Genomic DNA, 23,618 nt, shown 5'->3' with positions numbered 1-23,618 from the left:
GTCGTTGGACGGACGACAACGGTGACGACTCGCTCGCCATGGAGGGGACTGCGGCTGCCCAAGTTCGCCGGCAGAGAAGCCACCCGAATGGTCTGTGGCAGTCAGCTAGGAGCCGCAGGAATCCCACTTGTTGTTCCACTGGGCCAGATACGTGCCGGCGTTCTTCACCTTGGAGATGAACTGGACCGGCTCCGATAGCTTCTTGCTGTTGGCCCTCATGTTGAACTGCCACACGTTCTTGAACGCGAAATCCTCGCCGTCCTGCTTCCCGTTGGCGAAACCGGCTTCGTGGGTGTGGCTGTATCCCCCATGCGGCTTGCGCAGCATCACGGGTTTCTTGCCGACCGTCGTGCGCTCGACGATCTGCTCTGCGGTGGATCCGTCGTAGAAGGCCGATGCGAGGTAGCTTCCCTTCGGGGTGTCGATCACGCCCCAAGGGCCGAGAGTCGCGGCCTTCTTCGTACGGTAGTTGTAGAAGTTGAACGAGACCTGCTTCTTCGGCGCGTAGTAGCTGGTGCCGGCGAAGATCCGATCTCCGGCCCGGACTTTGAAATTCTTGATCTCCATCTCCGGCAGACTGTTCTTCGGATCCTCGCTGAGCACCTCCCACCAGGCGTAATCGTCGTTAAGCCCTTTGCCGGCGTTATCTATACCGTTCTGCATCAGACGGCCATTTTTGAGTCCGCCCAGACCCGACCAGAGATTGTACGAGGATGCATGCTTGCAGACTGCGTCAAATTTCGGCTCGTCGAATACGTAGGAGGCGCCGGTGAACGACGGAGCGCCCTTGACCTTCTTCGCCACGGCCCCCGACCAGATCGGGAGGGAATCGATCGGGTATTTCGGGGCCGTCGCGTGGGCGTTCGTCGCGCACATGTCGGGGACGACCCAGGACGAGACGTGTGAATACATCTGTTCCCACAGCTTACGCTGTGTCGCTGATTTCGGCCGGGGATACAGGCCGTAGCGCTGAATCTCCGCGTCGGATGCGATTACCGGATTCCAGGTCTTCGGCGGCGCGGTGACCGACATGCGGCCGCCGTAGACGTTGTACACACGGGTAGTAGACGAACTGGCCGAAGGCGTCACCGAACGCCTTCCTGCGGTGTCCGTGTAGTACGTTCCGACTACCGGTACCTGGCGGCACTCTGAAGCGACATCATTACTTCCGCCCGCCTTCGGTCCGGGAGTCGCGGCCGTCAGGCCGACCACCGAAAGTGCAACCCCGCTTACCGTTCTCCACGTAGCACGTCGCATCCGTTCCCCCTCGCGTGTCCGCGTGCGATCACGCCTGCCTGGCATTGCATCGAAACCCCGTACCGCCAGAATCAGGACAAAATCCGCGATCAACACATTAGTCCGCAAGATCCACTGAATTGGCGCCTGGCCAGAAGCGGACGGGTGGGCTTATCGAGCGGCCTGGCCGAAATGACTGCGCGGAGTCGTCCTCAATTCGCCGGTACAACGTGGACCGGCAGCAGCGCACAGAGGTCCGTCCCAGGAGACCTGGGCGAGGTCGCTTCATCCGTTTCCTGAGTACGAGGACACGGCGGGCCGTAGTGGATGTCGAGTCCGGCGCTGCCGGGCCGAAGTGCCTGGTACTCAGCAGTCCGGCCGTCAGTGCTGCGAGAGACTTCCCGGAGCACTCTTTCGTCGTCGCTGACGGGCACCGCCTCGCCGGCGCGGGCAACGGCTTTGATTCGCTGGCCGACGTGGAGGGTCTCCGTCGGCTGAACGAGGTACTGGTCAGCGCAATGGCTGGCCGCGATGTTCCTGCTCCCGACGACGAACACCATCCTCGGCGATGGGCAGGTGGTCACGTAGGGCTTCTGCGCGTGGCCGCAGGCCACGAGCGGGGCCGCAGTCGCCACGAGAAGGATCGCCGCAGCGGAGCGTCTACGCACCGCGGAGGACCGCTTCGAACATCGCCTGTCTCTTTTCACGTCGACCAGCACAATGGGGCTGCGGCCACCCTCGATCACTCGGACGAGGATCACGGACGGTCCCTTAAGTCCCCTAGTCCCGTCTGTCGCCATCTTGCGGCATGGCACCCGGATTGACGAGCGCTTCACGCAAGGCCGCCGTACCTCGGCACCCGCGCGGTGAACCGCGCTTTGCTTTTACGCCCTGACGCCGGGCGTGTGGGATCCGGTCAGGATGCGCTGGGCGTTGTCGAAGATGAGCGAGCGGGCGAACTCCGCTCGAGCGTGGGCGCCGTCTGGCAGGAAAACGGCGTGGTCGCGGAAGCAGTAGCGGGCGGTCGACCATACCTGCCACGCCAGGTCGCGGAGCGGTGCTCCGCGGCGGAAGCCGCGCATGCGGGCGAACCCGACGACGAGGCAGACGAGGCCCGGCAGCCATACCGGCATCGTCATGAACAGGGGCGCCATGGCGGACGCCCATCCCGGGGCGGGATCCGTCGAGCTGTGGCGTGCTGCCAAGGAGACCAGCAGGAACAGCGCCGCCAGCGGCACGCCGATCACCGTGAGGATCACACCGGTGGTGACCATGCCGCGTGGAGGCCGCGGCCGTGGGAGGTCCAGCAGCTGCGCCAGGGACGTGCTCGACGTGCCGTGCGCACGGTAGCCCCGGACGTACGCGCTGGAGTGCGCCGTCTGGGAGGCGACGATGCCCGGGCCTGGTTGGGTCTGGTCCGTCATGTGGCAGAGCGGGCAGGCGTTCGACGCCGGGCCGTAGTCCATCCGTGAACTCCCACAATGATCTGCCGAATTCGGTCAGAGGTAGACATATCAAACAGAGTTCGTCGACGACGACCGCCGATCCTCGCCGATCCGAATGCTGATGCAGCTACTTCGCCGCCTCCGGGCGGTCATCGGCCGACATCTGGTCGGCAAGGCGGACCTCACCGTACGTCTCAGATCTTGGACAGACCGTGGCGGAGACGTCGCTCAGGGTGGTTTTATGCGCCCGTCCCCTGACAGGTGAGGAGTCCTCCCATGGTCCTGGACGCGGACGCTCGTTCCATCGCCGCGCGGCTCGATCGGCTGCCGGTGACGCGGTGGCACTGGATGCTGATCGTCGTGGTGGGTCTGGGGACCTTCTTCGACCTGTATGAGGTGTTTCTCGGCGGGGTGCTGGGCACCGTTCTGACCGAGCAGTGGCACCTGGGCACCAACGGTAAGTCGCTGGTGATCGCATCCGGGTTCGCCGGGATGTTCGTCGGCGCGATCGGGCTGGGCCTGGCCGCGGACCGGTTCGGCCGGCGGCGGATGTTCCTGGTCAACCTCGGCCTGTACTCGCTGCTGTCCCTGCTTACCGCCTTCGCGCCCGACCTTGGCATGTTCCTGGTGCTGCGGTTCCTCGGCGGTCTGGCGCTCGGTGCCGAGTTGACGCTCGTCGACACGTACGTCAGCGAGTTCATGCCCCGCGGGGGCCGTGGCCGCTACCTCGCCTGGGCGTACACCATCGGCTTCTGCGGTGTGCCCGTCGCCGCGTTCCTCGGTGGCCGGTTCGTCGCGGGGCGGCATCTGCTCATCGACGGCTGGCGGTGGCTTCTGGTCGTCGGCGCGCTCGGTGCTCTGATCGTGTGGGTGCTGCGCGGCCGGCTGCCGGAGTCACCGCGCTGGCTCGTCGCGCAGGGCCGTACGGCCGAGGCGGACGAGATCGTCGCCCGGGTCGAGGCGACCGTGGACGGCCCGCTGCCCCCGGTGGCGGCGGAACCGGACACGGACGCGCCCGCCGCGCGGGTCGGTCTCGCGGAGATGTTCGCCGGTGAGTACCGGCGCCGCACGGTCATGCTGTGGATCTTTCAGGTGCTGCAGACGGTCGGCTATTACGGGTTCGGGTCGCTTGCGCCGGTGGTCCTGCATGCCAAGGGGTTCGATGTCGTGCAGTCGCTGGGGTACGCGGCCCTCAGCTTCGTCGGCTATCCGGTGGGGTCGGCGCTGTCCATCCCCATCATTGAACGCGTCGAGCGCAAGACGTTGATCATCGGGTCGGCGCTGGTCATGGCCGCGTCCGGGCTCGTGTTCGGGTACGCGCGTGACACCGCGCTGATCGTGGCCGGTGGGTTCGTGCTGACCTGCGCGTCGAACGTGTTCTCCAACGCCTTCCACTCCTACCAGGCCGAGATCTTCCCGACGGGCATCCGCAGCAGCGCGATCAGCATCGCCTACTCCCTGTCGCGGGCGACGTCGGCGGTCCTGCCGTTCGTCGCGCTGCACGCGCTCCAGAACCTGGGTGCCGGGGCGGTCTTCACCGGTTCGGCGGTCGTCCTGGTGCTGTTGTGCGTGGACGTCGCGGTGCTCGGGCCGCGCAGCACCGGCCGCAGTCTGGAGAAGGCCGCGCGCCCGGCCGACGGCGAGCCGGAACGGCCCGTCGACGGCGCCTCCGCCTGACCGCGACCCGTACGACGTGCCCCCGGGTCGGCCGCCGTTCCGGAGCAGCGTCAGCGGACCGGCTGCGGCTCCATGGCGGCGCGGTCGTCGAACTCGCGTCGGGCGCGGAGGATCTCCCGGGCGTGTTCCAAAGACCAGTCGGCGATCGCGCCGGTCAGCCGTCCGGCTTCGATCCCGAGCGGTGTCAGGCCGTACTCCACGCGCAGCGGGACGGTCGGGTAGACGGTGCGGCTGACGAGCCCGTCGCGTTCCAGGGCCCGGAGCGTCTGGGTCAGCATCTTCTGCGTGACGCCGTCCAGGACGCGCCGCAGCTCGTTGAACCGCATGGGCCCCTCCTGACGCCGCAGCACGGCCAGGACGTACAGCGCCCACTTGTTGGCCAGCACCTCGATCACCGTCCGCGAGGGGCAGTCGCGGTGGTAGGTGAAGCGAAGGTCGGACCGAGCCGATGAGGCGGTATCCATGAGGTACCTATATATCGAACAGGTGCCTACTTCACAACAGGTACCGCCCTCCTCCACGATGAACGAGCGGCCGGAAAGGCCGCTCTGAGGAGGAGAAAGGCCAGATGAGTACACGCATGCGCGCGATCAGCCTGCAGTCCTTCGGCGGCCCGGAGGTCCTGGAGGTCATCGAGACCGACCGGCCCGTCCCTGGCCCGCAGGACGTTCTCGTGCGGGTACGGGCCGCCGGCGTCAATCCGGCCGACTGGAAGAGACGCGCCGGGGTCGTGCGTCGATTCGGCGAACCGCCCTTCGCTCTCGGGCTCGACCTGGCGGGAACCGTCGAGGTCGTCGGCGACCAGGTGGAACGGTTCCGGCCCGGCGACTCGGTGTACGGCGCGGTGCTGCCGCCCAGCGGCAGCTACGCCGAGTACGCCATCGCGCCGGAACAGGCCCTCGCGCCCGCCCCGCCGAGCCTCGACCTCGTCCACGCCGCCGCCCTGCCCACCGCCGTGCTCACCGCCTGGCAGCCCCTCGTCCGCATCGCCGGCCTCCGCGCGGGGCAGCGCGTCCTCGTCCATGCCGCGGCCGGTGGCGTCGGGCACCTGGCCGTGCAGATCGCGAAGGCCCGCGGCGCGTACGTCATCGGCACCGCCCGCCGCGAGAAGCACGACTTCCTGCGCGAGCTCGGCGCGGATGAGCTCATCGACTACACCGTCACCGATTTCACGACCGCCGCCCGCGACATCGACGTGGTCCTCGACCCGATCAGCGGCGAGTACGGGCCCCGGTCGCTGCGGACCCTCGCCCCGGACGGCGTTCTCCTCGACGTCCGTGGCACCGGTCCCGACCGGACCGAGACCCGCGACGTCGCCCGCGCTCGCGGTCTGCGCTACGTCGAGTTCGGCTTCACACCCTCCGGAGACGACCTACGTGAGGTCACCGACCTGGTCGAACGCGGTGCCCTCCGCGCCCTCGTGGATCAGGTCCTGCCCCTGGAGGAGGCCGCGAAGGCGCACGAGCTCAGCGAGATCGGCCGCGTCAAAGGCAAGATCGTGCTGACCGTCGGATGACCGCGCGGCGTACGGCCCGGCGGAAGACGTCGGCTCCGCCCGCTGTCATCCGGTGATCGGATGGGCCGATTGGAAGGCGAGGCGGCCGTCGGCGTCGGTGGCGATGGCGGTCAGGAGGTCGTCGAGGTCGATGAACGCCTGCCAGGTGGCCTGGCCGCTCGCCGCCGTCAGGTGATCGACCACCCGCTGCTCCAGGTCAGGGACGCGTTTGCCCTTCCACACCTTGTCGGCGAGGCTCACCAGCAGGTCCTCGATCGCGATGCCGGGTTCGGTCCAGGCGGCATGGGTGCGGGCGAAGCGGGCCAGGCGCTCGTCGACGCCGCGGTCGAGCAGCAGGCGGTGGCCCGCCTTCTCGTGGGCTGATCCGGGACCGGACAGCTCATCGGTGTGGATGGTCTTGCCGATGTCATGTGTCGCCGCCCCGAACAGGACCGCCTCGCAGTCGACGGCGACCGCGCCATAGTGCTCGGCGAACCAGTCCAGGATCTGGTGGGCGACGTCGTGAACGGCGCGCAGGTGGGCGGCCAGCCGGGGCGGGGCGGCCGTTTCGCGGAGCAGGTCCTCGACGCGTCGAGGGAGTGGGCGTAGGTCCGGGCCGGGTTCGGTGAGGGCACGCTGCAGCGCGGTCGAAGCCACGCGCTCACCGTAGCCGTCGGTCTCCGTCCTCGCTTCCAGATCGCGGCCGCCTCGCGTGACCGCCCGTCCGCCCCCGGCCCCGCCCCTCGGCGTTCGTTGGCCCAGCCCAAGATCGAATAACCCCCAGGTCATGGCAAGATCGTCTTATGCGGACATATCGGCATCTAAGCCATGCTCTGGCTTCCCTCCCCCGTTGCCACGGCCGTGTGACGACGGTCGAGTTCGTGGGCGCGTGACGATGGCCGTCGACGAGAACACAGGCCGGGTGCTCCGCCCGTACGTCCTGGCCCCGGGCGAAGGGCTGATGGCGGCGGCACCCGATGGCTCCGTCATGCGGCTGAAGGCCACCGGGGAGTCGACCGGTGGCGGTCTCGGGATGGTCGAGGGCATGGACCCGCCCGGCTTCGCGACGCCGCTGCACCAGCACGGCTTCGCCGAGCTCTGGTACATCCTCGAAGGCCGCTATGACTTCTACGTCGCCGGCGAGTGGTTGTCGGCCGAGGCCGGCGGGGTGGCGTACGTGCCCGGCGGGCTGGTGCACGGCCTGCGCGCGGGGCCGGAGGGCGGACGCAAGCTGACGATGATGATTCCCGGTGGGCCTGAGGGCTTCTTCCGCGACGTGCACGACCTCATCGAGGCGGACGCGATGACGCCGGAGAAGGTACGGGCGCTGGGCGCCGAGTACGGCATCGAGTTGATCGGTCCCCTTCCGGAGAAGTGACACACGTCGGCCGGCCCGACCGGTGATGTGGATGTCGAGCCGGGCCTCCCTGGGCCGTCCGCCGGATTAAGGTGCTGAGTGGATGTACGGGCCCATCGATGGGGGAGGGTGCTCGTGACGTACGCCTTGGACGCCGTCCTGATCCGTGTCATCGGTGCGGCGAACGTAGTGGTCTTCCGGATGTCCCGCGGACGCGTGCTCTTGCACAGGTTCGACGGGCCGCCCCACGTGCGGCTCACCGAAATCGGTCGGGTCCCCGAGCTCGATCCGCCCTCGGTCCAGTACCTGCGCGACGGTGACGACTACGTCCTCCTCGTGCCGGCCCGTCTGTCCGATGCGAGGTGGGTAGGCGACCTGCGCGCTGCCACGAGCGCCACGGTGGAGATCGAGGAGGGTACGACGCGTTCGGCCGTCTCGGTGGTCGGTGACGGAGAGGCGGACGCCGAGGAGGTGCGCCGGCTCCACGAGGAGGTCGGCGGCGTGATGATCCGGGAGATGGACGCCGACGTCTTCCCGGTGGTCGGCGAGGCGGAGCAGTCCACGGCGGCGGCTCGCCTCGTCAAGGGCGCCTCACTCGATGAGAGGTACGACATGAGGAAGGAACGCCTGCTCCCCGTGGCCCGCCTGCGGGTTCGCCGGCCCTAGCCTGCGACGCGCCCGCGCCCGGCCACGTTCACGTGTCGGTCGGCGGCTCATTTGCGGTTGACGGAGAAGCTCGTGCACCCGCCGGTATCGGCGACGACGCTTCCCGAGATGCGGGAGGGGCGGTCCTCGGGAACGTCGGCGCTGAGGCCGACCATTTCGTACGCGCCCGGCCGGTTGATCCAGCGCTCGCCGCGGAGCTCGAGGTGCCGGGAGACGAAGGTCCCCTGCATGGTGTACGAGCCGGACGGGACGGACGGATTGCTGGGGTTCGCGGAGAAGTTGAAGGTGGCCTCCACCCCGCCGTCCGTCGTCGACGGCCCGATGACCAATTGCAGGTTGGTCAGGCCCTGTGCGCAGGTGTAGGTGCCCTGCCAGGTGCCGACGACGGCCGCTGTGCCGGCGGCGCCTGGCGGGGTCGTCGGATTGCCCGGCGTGGACGGGCCGGCGGCTCCGCTTCCGCTCACGCCCTTCGGAGTGCCTCCCGGGTCTCCGGAGTCCTTGGTGCCGCGTGTCGCGGCGAACGCGACGATGCCGGCCACGGCCAGCAGCGCCAGCGCCGACCCGACCACCACCACGGCGCGTTTCGCTCCGGCTCCGCCGGAGGGCCGGGACTGAGTCTCGACCGGCCAGGTCGGCTGTGTGGAGAGCGGTGGGTAGGCCGGCGGCGGCCCGCTCAGCGGTGGGTGTTCCTGCCACGGGGCCGCCCCGGGGAGACCCGGAGCCTCCCATCCCCCGACGCCGTGGTCGGGTGTCCACTCGATCGTGCCCGGGGCGAATGCTTCGGGACGTGCGGTGCTCGGTTCGGACGGTGCGGGCGGAAGGATCTCGGCGGCGGGTGCGGCTGGGGGTTCGTCGAGCGGCCGGGTCCCCGGCTCGGCGGGAGGCGGCGCGTCCGCGCCGATGGAGGCGTTCCGTTCCGCGATCATGGCCGCCACCGCCGGGGGAAGCCAGTTGCTGGACGTGTCCACCGATGGGGACAGCTCGCGCAGGACGTCCGCGACGGCGGGCCGAGCGGCCGGGTCCTTGGCCAGGCAGGCGACGACCAGGTCTCGGACCGGCGGGGGCACGGCGTCCAGGTCGGGCTCCGCGTGGAGGACCCGGTAGCCGGTCGACGCCGCCGATCCCCCGTCGAAGGGTCCCCGGCCGGTGGCGGCGAACGTCAGCACGGAGCCCAAGGCGAACACGTCGCAGGCGGGGCCGAGGTCGCCGTCGCCGTGGATCTGTTCGGGGGACATGAAGCCCGGCGTGCCGAGCGCCGCACCGGCGGCCGTGATCCTCGCGGCGTCCATCGCGCGAGCGATGCCGAAGTCGATGATCCGGGGACCGTCGGCGGCCAGGATGATGTTGCCGGGCTTGAGGTCCCGGTGCACCAGGCCACAGGCGTGGATCGCGGCCAGGCCTTCGGCCAGCCCGGCGCCCAGCGCCAGGACCGCTCGCCGCGGTAGTGCCCCGTACGCTTCGACCGCCTCCCGCAGCGAGGGGCCGGGAATGTACGCGGTGACCAGCCATGGAGGGGCAGCGGTCGGGTCGGCGTCGACGACCGGAGCGGTGTGAAAGCCCCCGACGCGGCGAGCCGCCTCGATCTCCTGGTCGAAACGGCGGCGAAAGCCGTCGTCGGCCGCCAGCCCCGGCAACAGCACTTTGACCGCGACCGGCCGCCCACCTGGCGAACGGCCGAGGAAGACCTGTCCCATGCCTCCGCCGCCGAGCCGACCGAGCAGCCGATAGGAGCCGATCTCTCGTGGGTCCTCCGGCCGCAAAGGTCGCATCGTCAACTGCCCCCGTCCGTCGAGGCCGCCGACGATCGTACGGCCTTGTCGCGATCATTCCAGGACGGAACCGCGCGATCCAACCGTCTCGCGCAGCGGATTGCACCGGCACATCCCGAATGCGCCGCCGAGATCAAAGCGATCCTCGCCCAAGCGCGGAGCGAAGACCTGTCGCCTAGGCTTTATGCCATGCAAAGCAATCTTCATAGCGGCCACTAAAGACATACATATCACCGCCACGGTTTTTGAACTTTTTCCTTCCGGTGGCCTGACCGTGGGTATCCAGGTGATAGCACTCCGGCCGTCCCACGCTTCCCGCAAAATAAACGACGGTCGCCTTGATCGTCTTGCCCTTGGCGCAATGGTTGTTGAAGTAGATCGTCGTGGTGCGGGAGCCCCGCTTCCAGTGGAAGTTCACAGTCTTATTACCGCCACGGCCCTTACCGCACGTGACAGACGCCTTCGATGGGTAAACACCCTTAGCCGTGGAAGCGGCCTGCGCGCTCGGCGCGGCCAGCATTGCCAAGGCGAAGCCGGTCGCGGCAGTGATTCCGGCGAATTTGATGCTACGCATGAATTCCTTTCTAGAGGACCAGCGATTCGAGAAACCGAATCTTACGCAAGGAGAAAGAGTGCGCCCCGGTGAGGGTAATCGCAAGCCTGGGAGCCAGAGAAGAGTCCAGAGTCCCTACTTCATGGAGTCCGGTGTCCCTACGTCATCGGCCACGCTCCCGGCCAGGATGCCCTCGCGAAAACTCGCGGTCATGGGCGGCCGCGCGGCGGGTCGGCACTGGTCGCGCTGCCGGCTCTGGCAGAGGTGCCGTTCCGCCATTTCCTCGCCTTCGTCGGCGTCGATGAACTCGACTTCTTGCCCGGCGTCGCGGCCGCGGGCTTGCGCCCGCAGCCGGTAGTGGCCGGGCCCGGGAAGGGACACATCAGAAGTCGGGTTCCTCATACCGGCGCGGCACCTGTCGGTAGTCCTGGCCCTCTACCGGTTCCACGTCCTTGGCCGACACCCATCCTTCACCGACCCGCCAGGACGCCGGCCGGCGCTCGACCCACGCCACGCGCGCACGCCAGGCCCCGCCTCGGGGATGCTGCTCCCACGCCAGCAAGAACACGTACCGGCCGGTCCTCCTGAGTCGGACGACCGGCGAGAAGTACAACTCGCCCGCCACCTGGACATGATCGCTCATACGTTCGAACCGGGTGCGATTGGGGGCGGCGTGCGTACCCCGTGCGGACGACGACGTTCGGGGACCGCCGAGCTGTGCGGCGAGCGAGTGGAACCGGTCGCCGGACCGTCGGTGCCCGCCTCAGATCCGGGCCGGCGCCCGGGCGCTGGCCCGGATCGTTTCCGGCGCGCGGTGACGGAGATCCCCATGGTCGGTAAGGATGGACTGCAGAACGCGGCCAACATTGGACAGCTAACGACATTCATGCCTGCAGAAGAATTAATTTCTCCTTCGTCCCGGCGATGCGGCCTTCCAACTCATGCGGCGAGAATTAGTCTGGCTACGCGACACCGGTGCCGCGCCGCAGTATTACAGACGACCGCGAAAGGGGACGAATAGTGTTCGCCAGGACGTCGATAGGGCCGGTCGCGATCGCGCTCACCTGCAACCTCGTCGGGGCGGCGTACGCTTCCGGAACACCGATCCCGCGCCCGGACGAGCCGACCCCGCCGCCGAACGCCGAGCAGGGATTCACCGGCACCGACTCGGCGAACGTGAGAGCGGTGGAGGGCTGCTGGTTCAGCGCCCATCAACCCTTCGTGCTGCACACCAGAGATCGGTACATCCACGGGAAGTCTCAGATAACCAGGTGCACCACTCCGGCTCCCGTCTCCTGCCACCTCCAGTCGCGGCTGCAGATGTGGGTTCCCTATACCGGTCAGTGGGTGCAGAAGGGCGAATGGGCGGACGCGGGCTGGAAGCCATGCCGGCTTGGGATCACCCTGACCCCGTCCTACAAATGCCCCAGCCACTCGACAGAGCACGGATTCATCACCGACGGCTGGCTGACGATCGTCACCCATCAGGCCGGATCAGCGTCGAACTATGTGAACAGCCCTCGCGAGAAGTTCGTCTGCAGCTGACACCGATGCCGTCGGCGCGGTCCGCTTCCCCGGTCACCCTGATGTATTCGGTCGCCGGTCGCCTTATCCGGCGACGAAGGTGGCGCGAAGCAGGCGGGCCATGTGCTCGCCGGCCTGCTCGGGGGTCCAGCCGCGGTCGGTGAGCAGCGTCTCGCTCACCCCGTTGGAGATCAGGGCGAGCAGCATGTCGGTGGCGGTGTCGACCGTCCAGCCCGGCGCGAGCACGCCTTCCTCGTCGAGTCGCCGAATGAGCGCGCGGTTCGTCTCGTACCGCCAGTACATGGCGGTCTCCCAGTGGCGGGCGGCGTCGGGGTCGGTGCCGGCGGCGCGCTCGATGGCGCGGGAGACCGGCAGGATGCGCGCCATGTACTCGGCGTGGCGGCGGGCGAACTCCTCCAGAGCGGTGGCCGCGTCGGGTGCGTCGCCGATGGGCGCGAAGCGACCCTCGATGTCCTCGACCTCGTTGACGTAGTCGAACAGCGCGCTGAGCAGGTCTCCGCGCGACGTGAAATGCAGGTAGACCGCTCGGCGGGTTACGCCGGCGCGTTCGGCGACGGGGTCGTCCTCGGCTATCTGCTCCCGCTGATCGCCCTGACGCTTCCGGCCGGGCGCTGGCTGGACCGTACGGGTCCGCGCGCCGCCCTGCTCTTCGGCATCGGCGGGTTCACGCTGAGCAGCCTGGCGGCCGGTACGGCTTCCGCGCTCGGCTGGCTGGTGGCGGCGCGCGTCGCCCAAGGGGGATTCGCCGGGATCCTGTTCGCGCTCATCCCCGTGATCGCGATGCGTGCGGTGCGGCCGGGGATGGCCGGGCGCGCGAGTGCGCTGATCATGACGCTCGGGCCGCTCGGCGCGGTCAGCGGGCCGGCGCTCGGCGGCCTCATCGTCGGGGCGTGGGGCTGGCCATGGATCTTCTACCTGAACCTGCCGATCGGGGCCCTGGTCATCGTCATCGCGCTCGTCCAGATGCGGCCCGACGGTCCGCTGGGCGCCCCGGACCGTACGCTGCTGTCCGAGACGGCGGTGCTGGGCGTCGCCGCGGCCGCGCTGCTGCTCGGGCTGTCGCTTTCAGCCGGTCACGGCCTGCCCTGGCTGGCGCTCACCGCCACCGCGGGGTTTCCGGTGGCGATCTGGTGGCGGTCCGCCTCCAGCCGGGCCGTACGGGCCCTGACGCGGACGCCGGGCGTCGCGGCGCCGGTGAGCCAGGTGCTGCTGAACGCGGTGACCATCTCGCTCGTGGAGTTCATGGCGTCCTTCTACCTCCAGCGAGTGCTCGGCGTCTCCGCCGCCACCGCCGGTACGACGGTCCTCGCCCTCGCCGTCGGGAACGTCGTCTCCGGCCCGGTCGGCGGGTTCCTCGCCGACCGGTGGAACGCGCCCGGTGTCGCGTGGACGGGCATTCTCATCACCACCGTCGGGGCGTCACTGCTGGTCCCGCTCGGCACCGGCCGGCACCCGGTGGACGTGGGGTGGCGGCTGGCGATCGTCGGAATCGGAACGGGCGTCTTCGCGGGACCCAACTTCGCCATGGTCATGTCGAACGCGCCGGGCGCGCTTCACGGCACCGCGGGTGCCGCGCAGAGTCTGGCCCGACAGCTCGGCTTCTCCCTCGGCCCGGCGCTGGCGACGACCGCCTGGGCTCTGTCCGGGTACCGGCTCGGCGGCATGCGCGCGGGCATGGCCATCGCCGCGGGGTGCGGCCTCATCGGCCTCTTCCTCCGGGCCCGTACGCGCCCGCTGCCCGCTGCGCCGGATGTGGAGTCCACCGGCGCTGTGGACACGGATGCGCCCATGCCCTGATTAGGCGCGCCGGGCCGGGCATCGCCAGGCGGCTGTTCGCGCCCGGCGATGCCCGGAGGCTATGGCTTCCTACACGCCGCAACCGCAGCGGTCGACCGCCACATCGTCAATGACCGGGCCGAAGGCCGTGTTCGTCGTACTCGAGAACTGGACGGTGGTGGAGACCCCGGTCGCCCGGAACCTGACCGCCCTTGTCACATATCCCATATTGGCGCGGGTGTGACCGGTGACGTCGAAGGAGAAGTTCTGCGCGAGGCCGCCGTTGATGAAGACCTGTCCGGTCTTCACGGCCGGCGGCCCATCCGGATTTCCGGCCAGCGCGTAGATCACTTCGTATACGACGCCCGGACGTGTCGAGAAGGTCTGGGTCACCCCGCCGGCGGACCCGCCGCTCAGGTCGAGTGACTGGCGTCCGTCCGCGGCCTGCCAGAAGCCGGCGCCGATCAGGTCGACGCTCCCGTTGGTCACCCTCCATGGTCCGATGAACTGTCCCGCGGCGAAGTCCTGGAAGGTGCCCGGCCTTACCACGGGGGACTCGAAGCTGCCGTCCGCCAGCCCGGATGTCGCATTGGCCGGAGCGGCCGCGAAGGCGACCGACCCGGCCAGCGCGCCGGCCAGGCCGGCGCCCACGCGGAGCCGCCGCCACGCGGTGGGCCGGCCACCGCGAGGCCGCGGCGCGTCGGAGGCGAACCGGTCGGCCGGGGTTGCGTCGATAGCCATGATTCTCCTTCGTTCGTGCGATCCATGTGCACCGAATGAGCGATCAGCACCCATTCGCCGACTCGCATCACGACACCGGACGTCAACCGTTCGTAATGAGCGAGCGGTCCCAAAGGAATCATTGAATAGACGTCGCGTCCAGAAAGGACACGCACGTTTATCGCCACCGCATCGATCGGCCGAATATTGCTTTTAATTTCTATATCGAGGCTCCCCATCCTCCTTCAGGTGATTTTCCAGTATTCGAATGAATTCTGATCACGCGCCGCTCGCAGCGGCGGCGTTCATCAGGTCCAGGGCGCTCTGCTGCCGGGCGGCGTCCGTCGAGTCCAGCGGGCCCGCCCAGTGGTAGCCGTACTGGTCGAGGGCGTTCCGGTCGTGGGCGTAAGCAGAGTCCGCCTGCCGGTTCAGGTAGGCGGTGTAGGGGTGGTCGCCGAGGGCCTTGTTGAGCACGGCGAGCCCGCGCGCGTACACGCCCTTGAACGACGGGCCGTCGCCGCCGCCGTTCGACTGGGGTTCACCCGGGTCGGCGAGGATCCCGTTCGGGTTGAGGGCCGTGTTGGTCGTGGAGGCGTCGGCGAGCCGCCGCGCGTCGGTGAGCAGGCCGGAGTCGCCGGTGGCGCGGTACAGCTCGGCCAGGCCGTTGAGGATGACGCCCTGGTTGTAGGAGTAGACGGGCTGCCCGTTGTTCTTGCAGGTCGACAGGGTGAGACCGTCGTTGATCAGGTTCGCGGAGTTGATCATCCCGGAGGCCTTGAACCAGGACCACTCCTGCTTCGCGTGGTTCAGGTACGCGGTGTCGCCGGGGATGCGGTTGTGCAGGGCGGCGGTCAGCTGGAGGTACAGCTCGTTGGCGATGGCGTTCTTGTAGTCCTTCTGGGTGCGCCACCAGACGCCGCCCCCGCACGTGCTGTCGGTGTAGGAGGTCATCCAGTCCGCGTCGGCGCGGGCGGTGTCCAGGTAGCGGCTGTCGCCGGTCAGGTCGTAGGCGTCCACCCAGACCAGGCCCCACCAGCCGGTGTCGTCGAGGTAGTCGTTGCGGAAGTTCCCGCCCTGCGCGGAGCGGTTGGCGTCGTACGTGGCGGCGATCGCGTACTGGTAGCTGCCCATTCCGGCGATCCGAACGTTGTCGATGATCGCGGTCAGCGCGTTCGCGGAGTTCCACCAGTTGGTGGTGGTCCACAGCCCGGTGCCGTTGTCGTAGTACATCATCAGCGCGGTGGCCGCGGCGGTCGACCGGCTCCCGGCGTTCCAGGTCGTACGCGCCCACGGGGTGCAGGCGACCTCGGCGCGGTCGCCGGCCTTGCCGCAGGCGCGTACCGCGCCGACGCCCCGGTTGTTCCAGTCGTCGACGTTGTACATGAGCGTGCGCCAGCCGCGCTGGCCGCTGGGGACGGTCGTGTCGCCGAGTTTGCTGCCCTGGCTCCAGCTCCGGCCGCCGTCGAACGAACGGTCCAGCCACACCTCGTCGGCCGGGTTGCCGTTGTCGATGCTGCCCCAGGCCATGTCGTCGGCGTCGTCGTCGAGGTGCAGGACGATCTGCCGCGAGTAGATGGTGGCCTGGACGGGAGCGCGGTCGCCGGCGGACTGGGCGGGGTCGCGGCCGTCGCAGTACTTGTCGCAGATGGACGCGGCGGCCACGCTCGTCCCGGCCAGTGCGGGGATGGCCGTGGCGACGAGTGACGCGGTCGCCAGCAGGCGGACGAAGTGGCGGATCGATGGTCGGGCGGGACTCCGTGGACCGGGAGCGGGGCGGGGGATCGACATGAACGACTATTGATCCGCACCTGTGGTCACGTCAATGGTCAAATTGACTGTTGATCTTTCGCTGTGGAGCGTCGGTGGTGGCTGCCACACTTCGGCGCCATGGACATCGACGAGATGCTGCGCTGCCTGATCGAGGCCGACTCCGAACGGCTCCGGCCCGAGCTCTGCGACGGGCGCTACGCGGCCGTTCTGTACGACGAGGAGGCCTCGCCGGAGCTGGACGATGAGTTCGACGATGACGACGACCCGCTCCACGCCGAGGTGGTCGGCGAGGCCTCGTCGGTGTACGACGCGCTCGACCATGTGGCGAACGTGTTCTGCGACTTCGGCGAGGACACGACCGAGGAGATCCTCGACGAGTACGAAGACGAGGAGGAACTGGACGGGATTCGGACGGCGGGACGACGCCTGCTCGCCATCACCGCGCTCGGCTACATGGGGCCGATGGACATCGTGACCGACGACCACTGGAACGATCATTACCTCGGCAAGGCGCCTGTCCTCTTCCCCGGCGCCCGCTTCGTGTTCCTCGCCAGCGCCGCCCCGCCGCACCAGGAGGAGGCCTACGCCGTCCTCGAACTCCAGCCGACCGGTTCGCCGTCGCCCGCCGACCGGTCCCTTATGGAGGCGGACGACGCGTCGGCCGTCGCGGCCGCCCTCGCCGACGGCGCGGACGTCAACGCGCTCGACGATCGCGGTATGTCCCCCCTCCACCACGCGGTCGCGCGCCGCCGTCCCGACGCCGTCGCAGCGCTGCTCGCGGCCGGGGCCGACCCCGCCCTGCAGGCCGGATTCGGCAACGCCCCGCACTTCGCCGCTCTCGTCGGCGGCGAGACCGTCAAAGCGGCCACCGGGCGTATCGAGGACGCCGACCACCGGCGCATCCTCCGCACGCTGGTCGAGGCCGGGGCGCCGGTGAACGCGGGCGACCTGACGGGTGCGACGCTGCTCGACCTCGCGATCGCGACGCGCCCCTACCCGGAGGAGACGATCCGCTTCCTGACCGACCGCGGCGCCCACGCCGCCCACCTCGCGAGCTCTCCGCTCGCCGAGCTCCTGAGAAGCCTGCCCTACTACTCCACCGCGAGCATGGAGACCCGGCTGAACGAGGTGAGGTTCCTGCTCGACTCGGGGGCGAGCGCTGACGGCGCCCTGCACGCCCTGCTCGGCTTCTACGGGTACTACGAGCGCGAGGTGTCCAGCGAGACCCTCGTCGCCTTCGTCGACGAGATCCTCCGCCACGGCGCCCGCGACATCCCTGACAGCGACGGCCGCACCGCCCTCGACCTCGCCGAACGCTGGCTCGCCAACGGCAAGCTCCCCAATTACGAGCCGGTCGTGGAACGCCTCCGCGCCCTCCACTCCCGATCGGACTCATGACGCCACGGTGATCTGATCAAGGCTCCTCAGGTCCAGGCAGCCGGATTGCCGGTCGCCGCGGCGGCGCGACAGATGCGCTCAAGCGCCTCGACGGCGTACCGATACCGGTCGGGTGTGACCGGCTGCCGCTCGCACCTGAGTCGCCGCAGAGCCTGCTGGTATCCACTCGGCCTGACGACGAGGTGCTCCGGGCGCTAACCTCCCGACCCGAGATCACGACGGAGGGAACACGATGCACCTCTTTTGCGCCCAGTGCCTCCGGGAGGGGCTTCCCCTGCCGGGCGTCAAGACGGAGATCCGCATCCGCAGGCCTGAGCGGGCGAAGTTTGCCATCACCATCGCAAATGGGGATGCGCTCTGCATCGAGCATGTCTCGGAGGACATCTGAGACGGCGGCATCGATCAGCTGCCTCCGGCCGCGCCTGCCGCGATCCGTCGCGCCATGATGATCCTGCGCAGGTTCCGCGGGACGGGTTCGGCGATGAGCTCGCGTACGCGGGGCTTGTGCCGCCGCCGCTCGCGCAGACCCGCCACCGTCGTGAAGTCGCCCGCTATCGACAGCGCGAGGGCGGCGGTGTCACGCGGATCCGCCTGGTAGGCCGGTTGCCGCAGGGCGGCCTGCACGGTGGCCAGATACTCCGTGAGCACCTGCCGGTCTCGTAGCTCGAACCGGTCGCCCGGGATCAACCGCCGCGGTTCGGCGGTGACCAGACCCGCGTCCCGAAGCTGCTCGGCGACGGCCGGCATCGCCTTCCGCTCGGTCTTTCGCATCCAGTGCTGCCATGACTTCGGCCCGTCGACCGCCGTGATCTGGTCGAGCACCGTGTCGAGGAACGGGTCGCCGGCCGGCCCGCGGCCGACCGCCTTCGGCCTGCCATCCTCCTCCGTGATGTGGCCGTCGAGAAGCAGGTCGGCGAGGGCAGCGGCGCGCAGTACGGCTCCGAGCTGCGAACGCGACGTGAGCCGTTCTTTGTCCAGGCTGTAGGCCAGCAGGAAGAGGCGCTGCGGCAACGGCCGTGGAAGGTGGCCCACTCTTGACTCCTTCGGTGACGCCGCGTCGGCTTCCCTTCGTGATCGGATGACCCTATCCGGTAATCGATCAAGGTCGGAAGAGGGGAATCCCGCTGCGCGACGAGCCCGGTCTCACCGCCTGAGTTGCGGTGGCGCGCTCGGCTGGTCGAGAGCGCGCTGTGCGATGTCGAAGAACAACGACCGGGCGAACTCCGCTGGAGCGTGCGCACCGTCCGGCAGATACACCACGTGATCGCGGAAGCAGTAACGGGCGGCCGCCGACACCTGCCACGCTTTTTCCCGAAGCGGCGCTCCACGACGCAATCCGCGTTGGCGGGAGAGCCCGATGATGAGGCAGATGGGTCCCGGGAGCCACAGCGCGACCGTCAGGAACATGGCCGCCGCGATCGACATCCCAACCGAGGGGTGTCCCGGATCGTCATGGCGCGCGTGCAACGCGAACAGCACGAACATCGCCGCCAGCGGGACACCGATCACCGAGACGATGAGTCCCGCACCGAGGAGGCACCCCGGGGACCGTGGCTGCGGAAGGCTCAGCAGTTGGGCGAGAGGCGTGCTCGATGAGCCGTACGCGCGGTGGCCCGAGCTGCTGTACGCGCGGGAATACGACGTCTGAGAAGTGATGATGCCCTGGACCGGCTGGGTCTGGTCCACCATTCCGCAGACCGGGCAGGCGTTCATACCCGGGCCGAACTCCATAACGAACCCCCACCCAGCGATCTGCCGATTACGGTCGCACCCGTCAGGTAATATTTCGGATATCCGATTTCGTCTGTCTCTCGCTTCGTGTCGACACCGGCCGATCTGCAGGACGCTGCCAAATTCAGGCTCTGAGCAGGGGCCGGTTCAGGGGCGGACGGTCGACGACGTCCTCGGCGAGCGTACCGTACGCCACAGTACGGAGGCAGGCGCTTCGGGGCCGCCCGTGCCGACGGCCGGCGTACGGTCGCCGATCCGTCGGCCGACGCCGAGCGCGGTCAGGTGCTCGGGTCGATGGTCACTGTGGCGGACTTGGTCTGGGGGCCGGAGGTGACCGTGACCGTCACCGTACCCGGGCGTACGGCGCTCAGGGTGCCGGTGGCCGGGTCGAGGATGGCCAGGACGTCGCGGCGGTGGCGGGCGGCCTTGGCCTCGTCCGGGGACGAGGTCACCACCAGGCCCGGGCCGCCGCTCCACGTCACGCTGGCCGGGTAGCGGAGCGGGAACTTCAGCCCGAAGCCGCTCGTCACGCCGGTCGCGGCGACCTGCCCGGATCCGCCGGCGGGCACGTGCTCGGGCGCCGACAGTTCGATGCCGTCGATGAGCGGGCGGCTCTCGGCCTCCAGCCAGCCGCGCGTGCCGGGATTCGGCAGACCGGCCCGTACACGTGCGGGGTGCGGGTCGACGCCGACGCGCATCCAGCCGAAGAAGCCGCCCTGGTCCGGCGAGCTGTACGGGGTCTTGCCGACGGCCGGGGTGTTCACCTCGAGCACGCCGTCCGTGCGGGTGACGGCGGCGGTGTGGGCGTGGCCGTTGAACAGCGCGACCGGCTTGCCGGACTCCTCCCTGAACGTCGCCAGCCAGCGTTCGACGAGGCCCGCCTCGAGCTGGTCGGTGAGCTGGGAGTCCCCGGCGCCGGACGGGTCGTGCGGCGGGTGGTGGAAGAGCACCACGACGCCCGTGACGGAGCGGTCCGTGGCGGCCTTGTTCAGCTCGTCCTGGAGCGCCGGGATCTGGTCCCAGTCGGAGGTGCGCAGGCTGCCGGTGTGGGAGTCGAGCAGGATGAACCGCGTGCCCTTGTGGTCGAACACCTGCCGGGTCTTGCGGCCGGTCGCGCTGACGAAGTTGTCGAGCCCGCCCGAGCCCAGGCCGGCCTCGTGGTTGCCCGGCACCCAGTACACCGGCAGCGTCGACGGGACGTGGTCCTTCAGCAACTGCTGAGCGAACGCGAAGTCCGCCGGGCTGTCGCTGTCGACGAAGTCGCCGTTGACGAGGATGAAGTCGGGCCGGGCGGCGACGGCCTGGTCGAGGGCGGCGGCCGCCTGCTTGGCGGGGAAGGAGCCGGCGCCCAGGGCGGCACTGACGTGCAGGTCGGACATGACGGCGTACGTCCAGCGATCGGCGCCGACACCGCGTTGCTGCAGGACGTACGGGTCGGGAATGGGCGCCTCGCGGTCGTCGGGCTGCTGGCCGACCTGGGCGGCGAGGGCGTCGAACTCCAGCTCCCCGGCGTCCTTCTTGTCCTGCGCGGTCTCGACGACGTAGATGTTCGACAGTGTGATCGGCGTGGCGAACCCGGCGGGCAGGGTGCCGCTGACGCGCCGCCAGCCGGTCCAGTCGACGCTGAGCGCGAAGGTGAACGGCACGTTGGTGGTGCCTTGGGAGCGGAGGGTCGCGCGCAGCCAGTGCTCCTTGCCGTCGCCCTTCACCCACAGGGCGAGGCCGCTCGCGCCGCTCGGCAGGGTGAGCGGGGTCGGCTGGACGACGGCGTAGCCCGCGGAGGTGCTGGGCTGGCCGGTGAAGTCGTACGTGAGGCGCAGCGCGTGGTTGCCGGCGGGCGCGCCGGGGCGGTCGGCGGCCTCCACGGTGTCGACCTTGGCGGTGCCCCGGGCGGCCGACGCGCTCCACTTCTCGTCCGGCTCGAACTCCGCCATGGACTTGTCGACGAGGCCGACCGACACGGGGAGTTTCGCGGTGACGCCGCGGACGGTCGCGGTCAGGGTCGTGCCGGTGCCGTTCGCGCCGGGCTTGCCGGTGAGCTTCAGGTTGCCGTCGGGTTCGACGGTGACGTCGATCGCGTTGTGGTCGTAGCCGAGGGTGACGTCGCGTGGGGCGACGGGCGCGCTGAAGCCGTCGGCGTCGTACCCGGTGAGCCCGAGGTCCATCGGCGTGCCGGGCGTCAGGGTGGCGGCGCGGCGGGTGAAGGCGAGCCGGTGCAGCGGGCCGAGGACGCGCAGGTCGTGCTCGCCGCGCGCGGACCCGGCGAAGGCCCGCAGCCGGCCGGAGCCCGGGGCGGAGGCGTGGAAGACGCCGCCGCTCACCCGGCCGAGCCGCCCGGCGCTCCAGGAGACGTGGCGCCCGCCGATCGGCACGGCCGCGTACGTCTCGTCGTACCCGGCGGCCGTGACGTCGCGGGTCAGGCCGGGGAAGACGCGGTCGGCGCGCGGCCGTACGTCCAGCCCTTGCAGCGTGCCGGAGCCCTTGCGGCTGAACAGGCCGACGCCGTTCGGCACGGGCCGCTCGCTGCCGTCGGAGGGGGTGCCCACGACGCTGACGCCCGCGTCGCCGGGGCGGCGGGCGACGGCCTCGGTGGAGCCGCCGCCGTCGAGCATGTACGCGTCGCCGGCGCCGAGGCGGGCCATCAGCCGGGCCGTGTCGTCGAAGCTCAGCCCGCTGGAGAAGCTCGACGACCCGTCGATGGCGACGAGGAGGAGCCGGCGGCCGCCGTCGCTCCAGCCGATGGCGGTGCGGGGCTTGAGCGCGTCGTTGCCGGTGCTCGGCGGGAAGTCGATCGCCTTGCCGTCGCGGACGAGCACCGCGCCGCTGCCCAGCGCCATCTTCAGCTTCGTGTTCGGGGCGAACGAGATCGCCGCCGCGTCGCCCGGCTTGGCGGCGGCGAGCTGCCCGGCGGCGGCGCCGCGCCCGAGGAGCACGAGGCCGTCGTCGGGGACGGGCGTCGTGGTGAGGTGGTCGTTGACCGCGGTCACCTTGCCGCCCGCGACGATGAGCTCGGTGTACGGGCCCGGGTCGCGGATGAGGGTGCGCAGGCCCGGCCCCCACTGCGGGGTGAAGGCGTCGATGCCGTCGGCGGGCGCGCTCGCGGAGTTGAGCGCGGCGAGGGGTCGTTCGACGCCGGCGACGGTGGCCGTGCCCTGGATGGCCAGGTCGGCGAGGCGGGCGAGGCCGTCGGTGCCGATCGCGGCGACGGTCGACGGCTGGTTCGTGCCCTTGCGGAGGGTGCCGCCCTGGATCTCGGGGCCGATGGCGGCGTTGGTCTCGGTGATGTCGAAGTAGTCGCCGTTGACGGCGGCGACCGCGCGCTGCTCGTCGGCGGCCTGCCCGAGCGGCCGGGCCTCGCTGATCTTGCGGCCGACCAGGTCGACGCCGACCGAGTGGTTCCGCAGGTCGGCGCTGAGCACGTGGGCGCGCGTCCAGCCGGTACGGCCGAAGGTGTCGAAGGTGGTGCGGACGATCCCCGGGGCGACCGGCTGGTCGACCCGGTCGGCCTCGATCGACTCGCCGGGCACGGCGGTCTGGTAGGAGGGGGCCGGGACGGGCGGCGGCTGCTCCGCCCGCGCCGGAACGCTCCAAGCGGGTGCGCCGAGAACGCCCAAGGCGAGGGCGCCCGCGGTCAGCAGGGATCGAACGCGCATCGAGTCCTCCGTGGGGGTGCCGCAGGAGGCTAGCGCGCCGACCGGGTGATCACTAACCCTGATCTTGTCCGATCGTAGTCGCCCAGATGAACATCTTCCGTGTCACGGGAAGCGACGAGCCGCGGACCGTCTCACCTGGCGCCGAGCCGCCAACTCAGGGTCTCATGCGACCAGTGCTCCCACTGGTCGGGCGACCAGCCTCGATCACGGACGAACAGAAGATAGAGCTCCGGGCTGAGCAGACCGAACAGGAGGTCGGCGGCGTACTCCGCCGTGACCCCGTCACGGATCCCCGGTTTCGTCACCAGTGCCCGGGCCACCGCCGTGTGGACGGTCGATCTCGGGTCGACGTCCTGGTCCCATAGCTCGGCGATCCCCGGATCGGCCAAGGTGGCAGCACGCAGCATCTCGATGATCGGAGCCACTCGCTCCAGAATTCCGCGCGTGCCGTGGACATGAAGCCGTAGCTGGGCGTCGGCGGTCTCGGCGGCGAGGGCCTCCTGGAACCACGGACGGTCCATCGTCGCGATCGGCTCATGGTCACCCGCGATCGACACGTCGACCAGCTCTTTGAGCAGCACGCGCTTGTTGCCGAACGTGAAGTAGATCGTCTGCACGGCGACGCCGGCCCGGTCGGCGATCTCCTGGAGCGACGTCGCGCCGTATCCGCGCTGGACGAACAGCTCGCGTGCGGCCTCCAGCATGCGCCCCCGCGTCTCCTTGGCCTTCCGCGCCCGCTTGTCCTCGCCCTTGACCTGACTCATGGCTATAGCTTACCTCTAGATATCAACTCTAGAGTTCAGCTCTAGTTACGTGCATCACCGACG

At 69.5% G+C, this 23,618-nt stretch carries 22 protein-coding genes; 7 read left to right on the top strand and 15 right to left on the bottom strand.

All coding sequences use genetic code 11. The features are described 5' to 3' along the window. Positions 1-105: 105 nt before the first annotated feature. Positions 106-1,056 carry a hypothetical protein gene (locus tag ACQP2O_RS03765; RefSeq protein WP_433179891.1) on the bottom strand — a complete coding sequence of 317 codons (951 nt, stop codon included), beginning with the start codon at positions 1,054-1,056 and terminating at the stop codon, positions 106-108. Positions 1,057-2,120: 1,064 nt separating this feature from the next. Continuing rightward, positions 2,121-2,702, bottom strand: coding sequence for a hypothetical protein (locus ACQP2O_RS03760; protein ID WP_433179889.1), 582 nt, complete (start codon positions 2,700-2,702; stop codon positions 2,121-2,123). 255 nt (positions 2,703-2,957) lie between these two features. Between ACQP2O_RS03760 and ACQP2O_RS03755 the strand changes: the two genes are divergently transcribed. Next, a complete protein-coding gene (locus tag ACQP2O_RS03755) occupies positions 2,958-4,358 on the top strand; it encodes an MFS transporter (protein ID WP_433179887.1) in 1,401 nt (466 codons plus the stop codon). Between the two features lie 50 nt (positions 4,359-4,408). On the opposite strand, the gene ACQP2O_RS03750 is transcribed toward ACQP2O_RS03755, so the two are convergent. After that, positions 4,409-4,822, bottom strand: coding sequence for a winged helix-turn-helix transcriptional regulator (locus tag ACQP2O_RS03750; RefSeq protein WP_433179885.1), 414 nt, complete (start codon positions 4,820-4,822; stop codon positions 4,409-4,411). A gap of 104 nt (positions 4,823-4,926) precedes the next feature. On the opposite strand from ACQP2O_RS03750, the gene ACQP2O_RS03745 reads away from it, so the two are divergent. Further along, positions 4,927-5,874 (top strand): NADP-dependent oxidoreductase, encoded by a 948-nt coding sequence (locus ACQP2O_RS03745; protein ID WP_433179883.1) that lies wholly within the window; start codon positions 4,927-4,929, stop codon positions 5,872-5,874. 45 nt (positions 5,875-5,919) lie between these two features. Here ACQP2O_RS03745 and ACQP2O_RS03740 read toward each other — a convergent pair whose 3' ends face one another. Further along, positions 5,920-6,510: an HD domain-containing protein gene (locus ACQP2O_RS03740; RefSeq protein ID WP_433179881.1), complete on the bottom strand. Its 591-nt coding sequence runs from the start codon at positions 6,508-6,510 to the stop codon at positions 5,920-5,922. A 238-nt stretch (positions 6,511-6,748) separates the two neighbouring features. Between ACQP2O_RS03740 and ACQP2O_RS03735 the strand changes: the two genes are divergently transcribed. Both ACQP2O_RS03735 and ACQP2O_RS03730 read left to right on the top strand, forming a co-directional pair. Next, positions 6,749-7,231 carry a cupin domain-containing protein gene (locus ACQP2O_RS03735; RefSeq protein WP_433190920.1) on the top strand — a complete coding sequence of 161 codons (483 nt, stop codon included), beginning with the start codon at positions 6,749-6,751 and terminating at the stop codon, positions 7,229-7,231. Between the two features lie 114 nt (positions 7,232-7,345). After that, complete coding sequence (locus ACQP2O_RS03730; protein WP_433179879.1) at positions 7,346-7,876, top strand: hypothetical protein; 531 nt, start codon at positions 7,346-7,348, stop codon at positions 7,874-7,876. A 47-nt stretch (positions 7,877-7,923) separates the two neighbouring features. On the opposite strand, the gene ACQP2O_RS03725 is transcribed toward ACQP2O_RS03730, so the two are convergent. The 4 genes from ACQP2O_RS03725 to ACQP2O_RS03710 form a co-directional block, all read right to left on the bottom strand. Then, on the bottom strand, positions 7,924-9,636 hold the full coding sequence (locus tag ACQP2O_RS03725) for a protein kinase domain-containing protein (protein WP_433179877.1): 1,713 nt from the start codon (positions 9,634-9,636) through the stop codon (positions 7,924-7,926). Between the two features lie 184 nt (positions 9,637-9,820). After that, positions 9,821-10,219, bottom strand: coding sequence for a hypothetical protein (locus tag ACQP2O_RS03720; protein ID WP_433179876.1), 399 nt, complete (start codon positions 10,217-10,219; stop codon positions 9,821-9,823). A gap of 114 nt (positions 10,220-10,333) precedes the next feature. Further along, a complete protein-coding gene (locus ACQP2O_RS03715; RefSeq protein ID WP_433179874.1) occupies positions 10,334-10,579 on the bottom strand; it encodes a hypothetical protein in 246 nt (81 codons plus the stop codon). Position 10,580: 1 nt separating this feature from the next. Continuing rightward, positions 10,581-10,841 carry a hypothetical protein gene (locus ACQP2O_RS03710; RefSeq protein ID WP_433179872.1) on the bottom strand — a complete coding sequence of 87 codons (261 nt, stop codon included), beginning with the start codon at positions 10,839-10,841 and terminating at the stop codon, positions 10,581-10,583. 377 nt (positions 10,842-11,218) lie between these two features. Between ACQP2O_RS03710 and ACQP2O_RS03705 the strand changes: the two genes are divergently transcribed. Next, positions 11,219-11,743 carry a hypothetical protein gene (locus ACQP2O_RS03705; RefSeq protein WP_433179870.1) on the top strand — a complete coding sequence of 175 codons (525 nt, stop codon included), beginning with the start codon at positions 11,219-11,221 and terminating at the stop codon, positions 11,741-11,743. 63 nt (positions 11,744-11,806) lie between these two features. Here the strand turns inward: ACQP2O_RS03705 and ACQP2O_RS03700 are convergent, their stop codons facing one another. Beyond that, complete coding sequence (locus ACQP2O_RS03700) at positions 11,807-12,316, bottom strand: TetR/AcrR family transcriptional regulator (protein WP_433190918.1); 510 nt, start codon at positions 12,314-12,316, stop codon at positions 11,807-11,809. On the opposite strand from ACQP2O_RS03700, the gene ACQP2O_RS03695 reads away from it, so the two are divergent. Then, positions 12,254-13,540 (top strand): MFS transporter, encoded by a 1,287-nt coding sequence (locus tag ACQP2O_RS03695; protein ID WP_433179868.1) that lies wholly within the window; start codon positions 12,254-12,256, stop codon positions 13,538-13,540. The two genes, ACQP2O_RS03700 and ACQP2O_RS03695, sit on opposite strands and share 63 nt — an antisense overlap. Before the next feature lie 69 nt (positions 13,541-13,609). Here ACQP2O_RS03695 and ACQP2O_RS03690 read toward each other — a convergent pair whose 3' ends face one another. Together ACQP2O_RS03690 and ACQP2O_RS03685 are read right to left on the bottom strand one after the other, a co-directional pair. Next, positions 13,610-14,260: a choice-of-anchor C family protein gene (locus tag ACQP2O_RS03690; protein ID WP_433179867.1), complete on the bottom strand. Its 651-nt coding sequence runs from the start codon at positions 14,258-14,260 to the stop codon at positions 13,610-13,612. A 258-nt stretch (positions 14,261-14,518) separates the two neighbouring features. Continuing rightward, positions 14,519-16,027, bottom strand: coding sequence for a glycoside hydrolase family 76 protein (locus tag ACQP2O_RS03685; protein ID WP_433179865.1), 1,509 nt, complete (start codon positions 16,025-16,027; stop codon positions 14,519-14,521). 99 nt (positions 16,028-16,126) lie between these two features. Here ACQP2O_RS03685 and ACQP2O_RS03680 point away from each other — a divergent pair, with 99 nt between their 5' ends. Then, positions 16,127-17,407, top strand: coding sequence for an ankyrin repeat domain-containing protein (locus tag ACQP2O_RS03680; protein WP_433179863.1), 1,281 nt, complete (start codon positions 16,127-16,129; stop codon positions 17,405-17,407). Between the two features lie 402 nt (positions 17,408-17,809). Here the strand turns inward: ACQP2O_RS03680 and ACQP2O_RS03675 are convergent, their stop codons facing one another. The 4 genes from ACQP2O_RS03675 to ACQP2O_RS03660 all read right to left on the bottom strand — a co-directional run bounded on the left by ACQP2O_RS03675 (position 17,810) and on the right by ACQP2O_RS03660 (position 23,555). Beyond that, positions 17,810-18,439, bottom strand: a complete 630-nt coding sequence (locus ACQP2O_RS03675; RefSeq protein WP_433179862.1) for a GOLPH3/VPS74 family protein — start codon at positions 18,437-18,439, stop codon at positions 17,810-17,812. Positions 18,440-18,550: 111 nt separating this feature from the next. Continuing rightward, entirely contained in the window at positions 18,551-18,916 is a 366-nt protein-coding gene (locus ACQP2O_RS03670; protein WP_433179860.1) for a hypothetical protein, read from the bottom strand. 500 nt (positions 18,917-19,416) lie between these two features. Continuing rightward, positions 19,417-22,791, bottom strand: a complete 3,375-nt coding sequence (locus tag ACQP2O_RS03665) for a phosphodiester glycosidase family protein (RefSeq protein WP_433179858.1) — start codon at positions 22,789-22,791, stop codon at positions 19,417-19,419. Positions 22,792-22,922: 131 nt separating this feature from the next. Continuing rightward, positions 22,923-23,555 (bottom strand): TetR/AcrR family transcriptional regulator, encoded by a 633-nt coding sequence (locus ACQP2O_RS03660; RefSeq protein WP_433179856.1) that lies wholly within the window; start codon positions 23,553-23,555, stop codon positions 22,923-22,925. Between the last annotated feature and the right edge of the window lie 63 nt (positions 23,556-23,618).

The organism is Actinoallomurus sp. CA-150999 (assembly GCF_050942425.1).
Lineage (GTDB): Bacteria > Actinomycetota > Actinomycetes > Streptosporangiales > Streptosporangiaceae > Actinoallomurus.
This window is presented reverse-complemented; position numbering and strand designations above follow the sequence as displayed.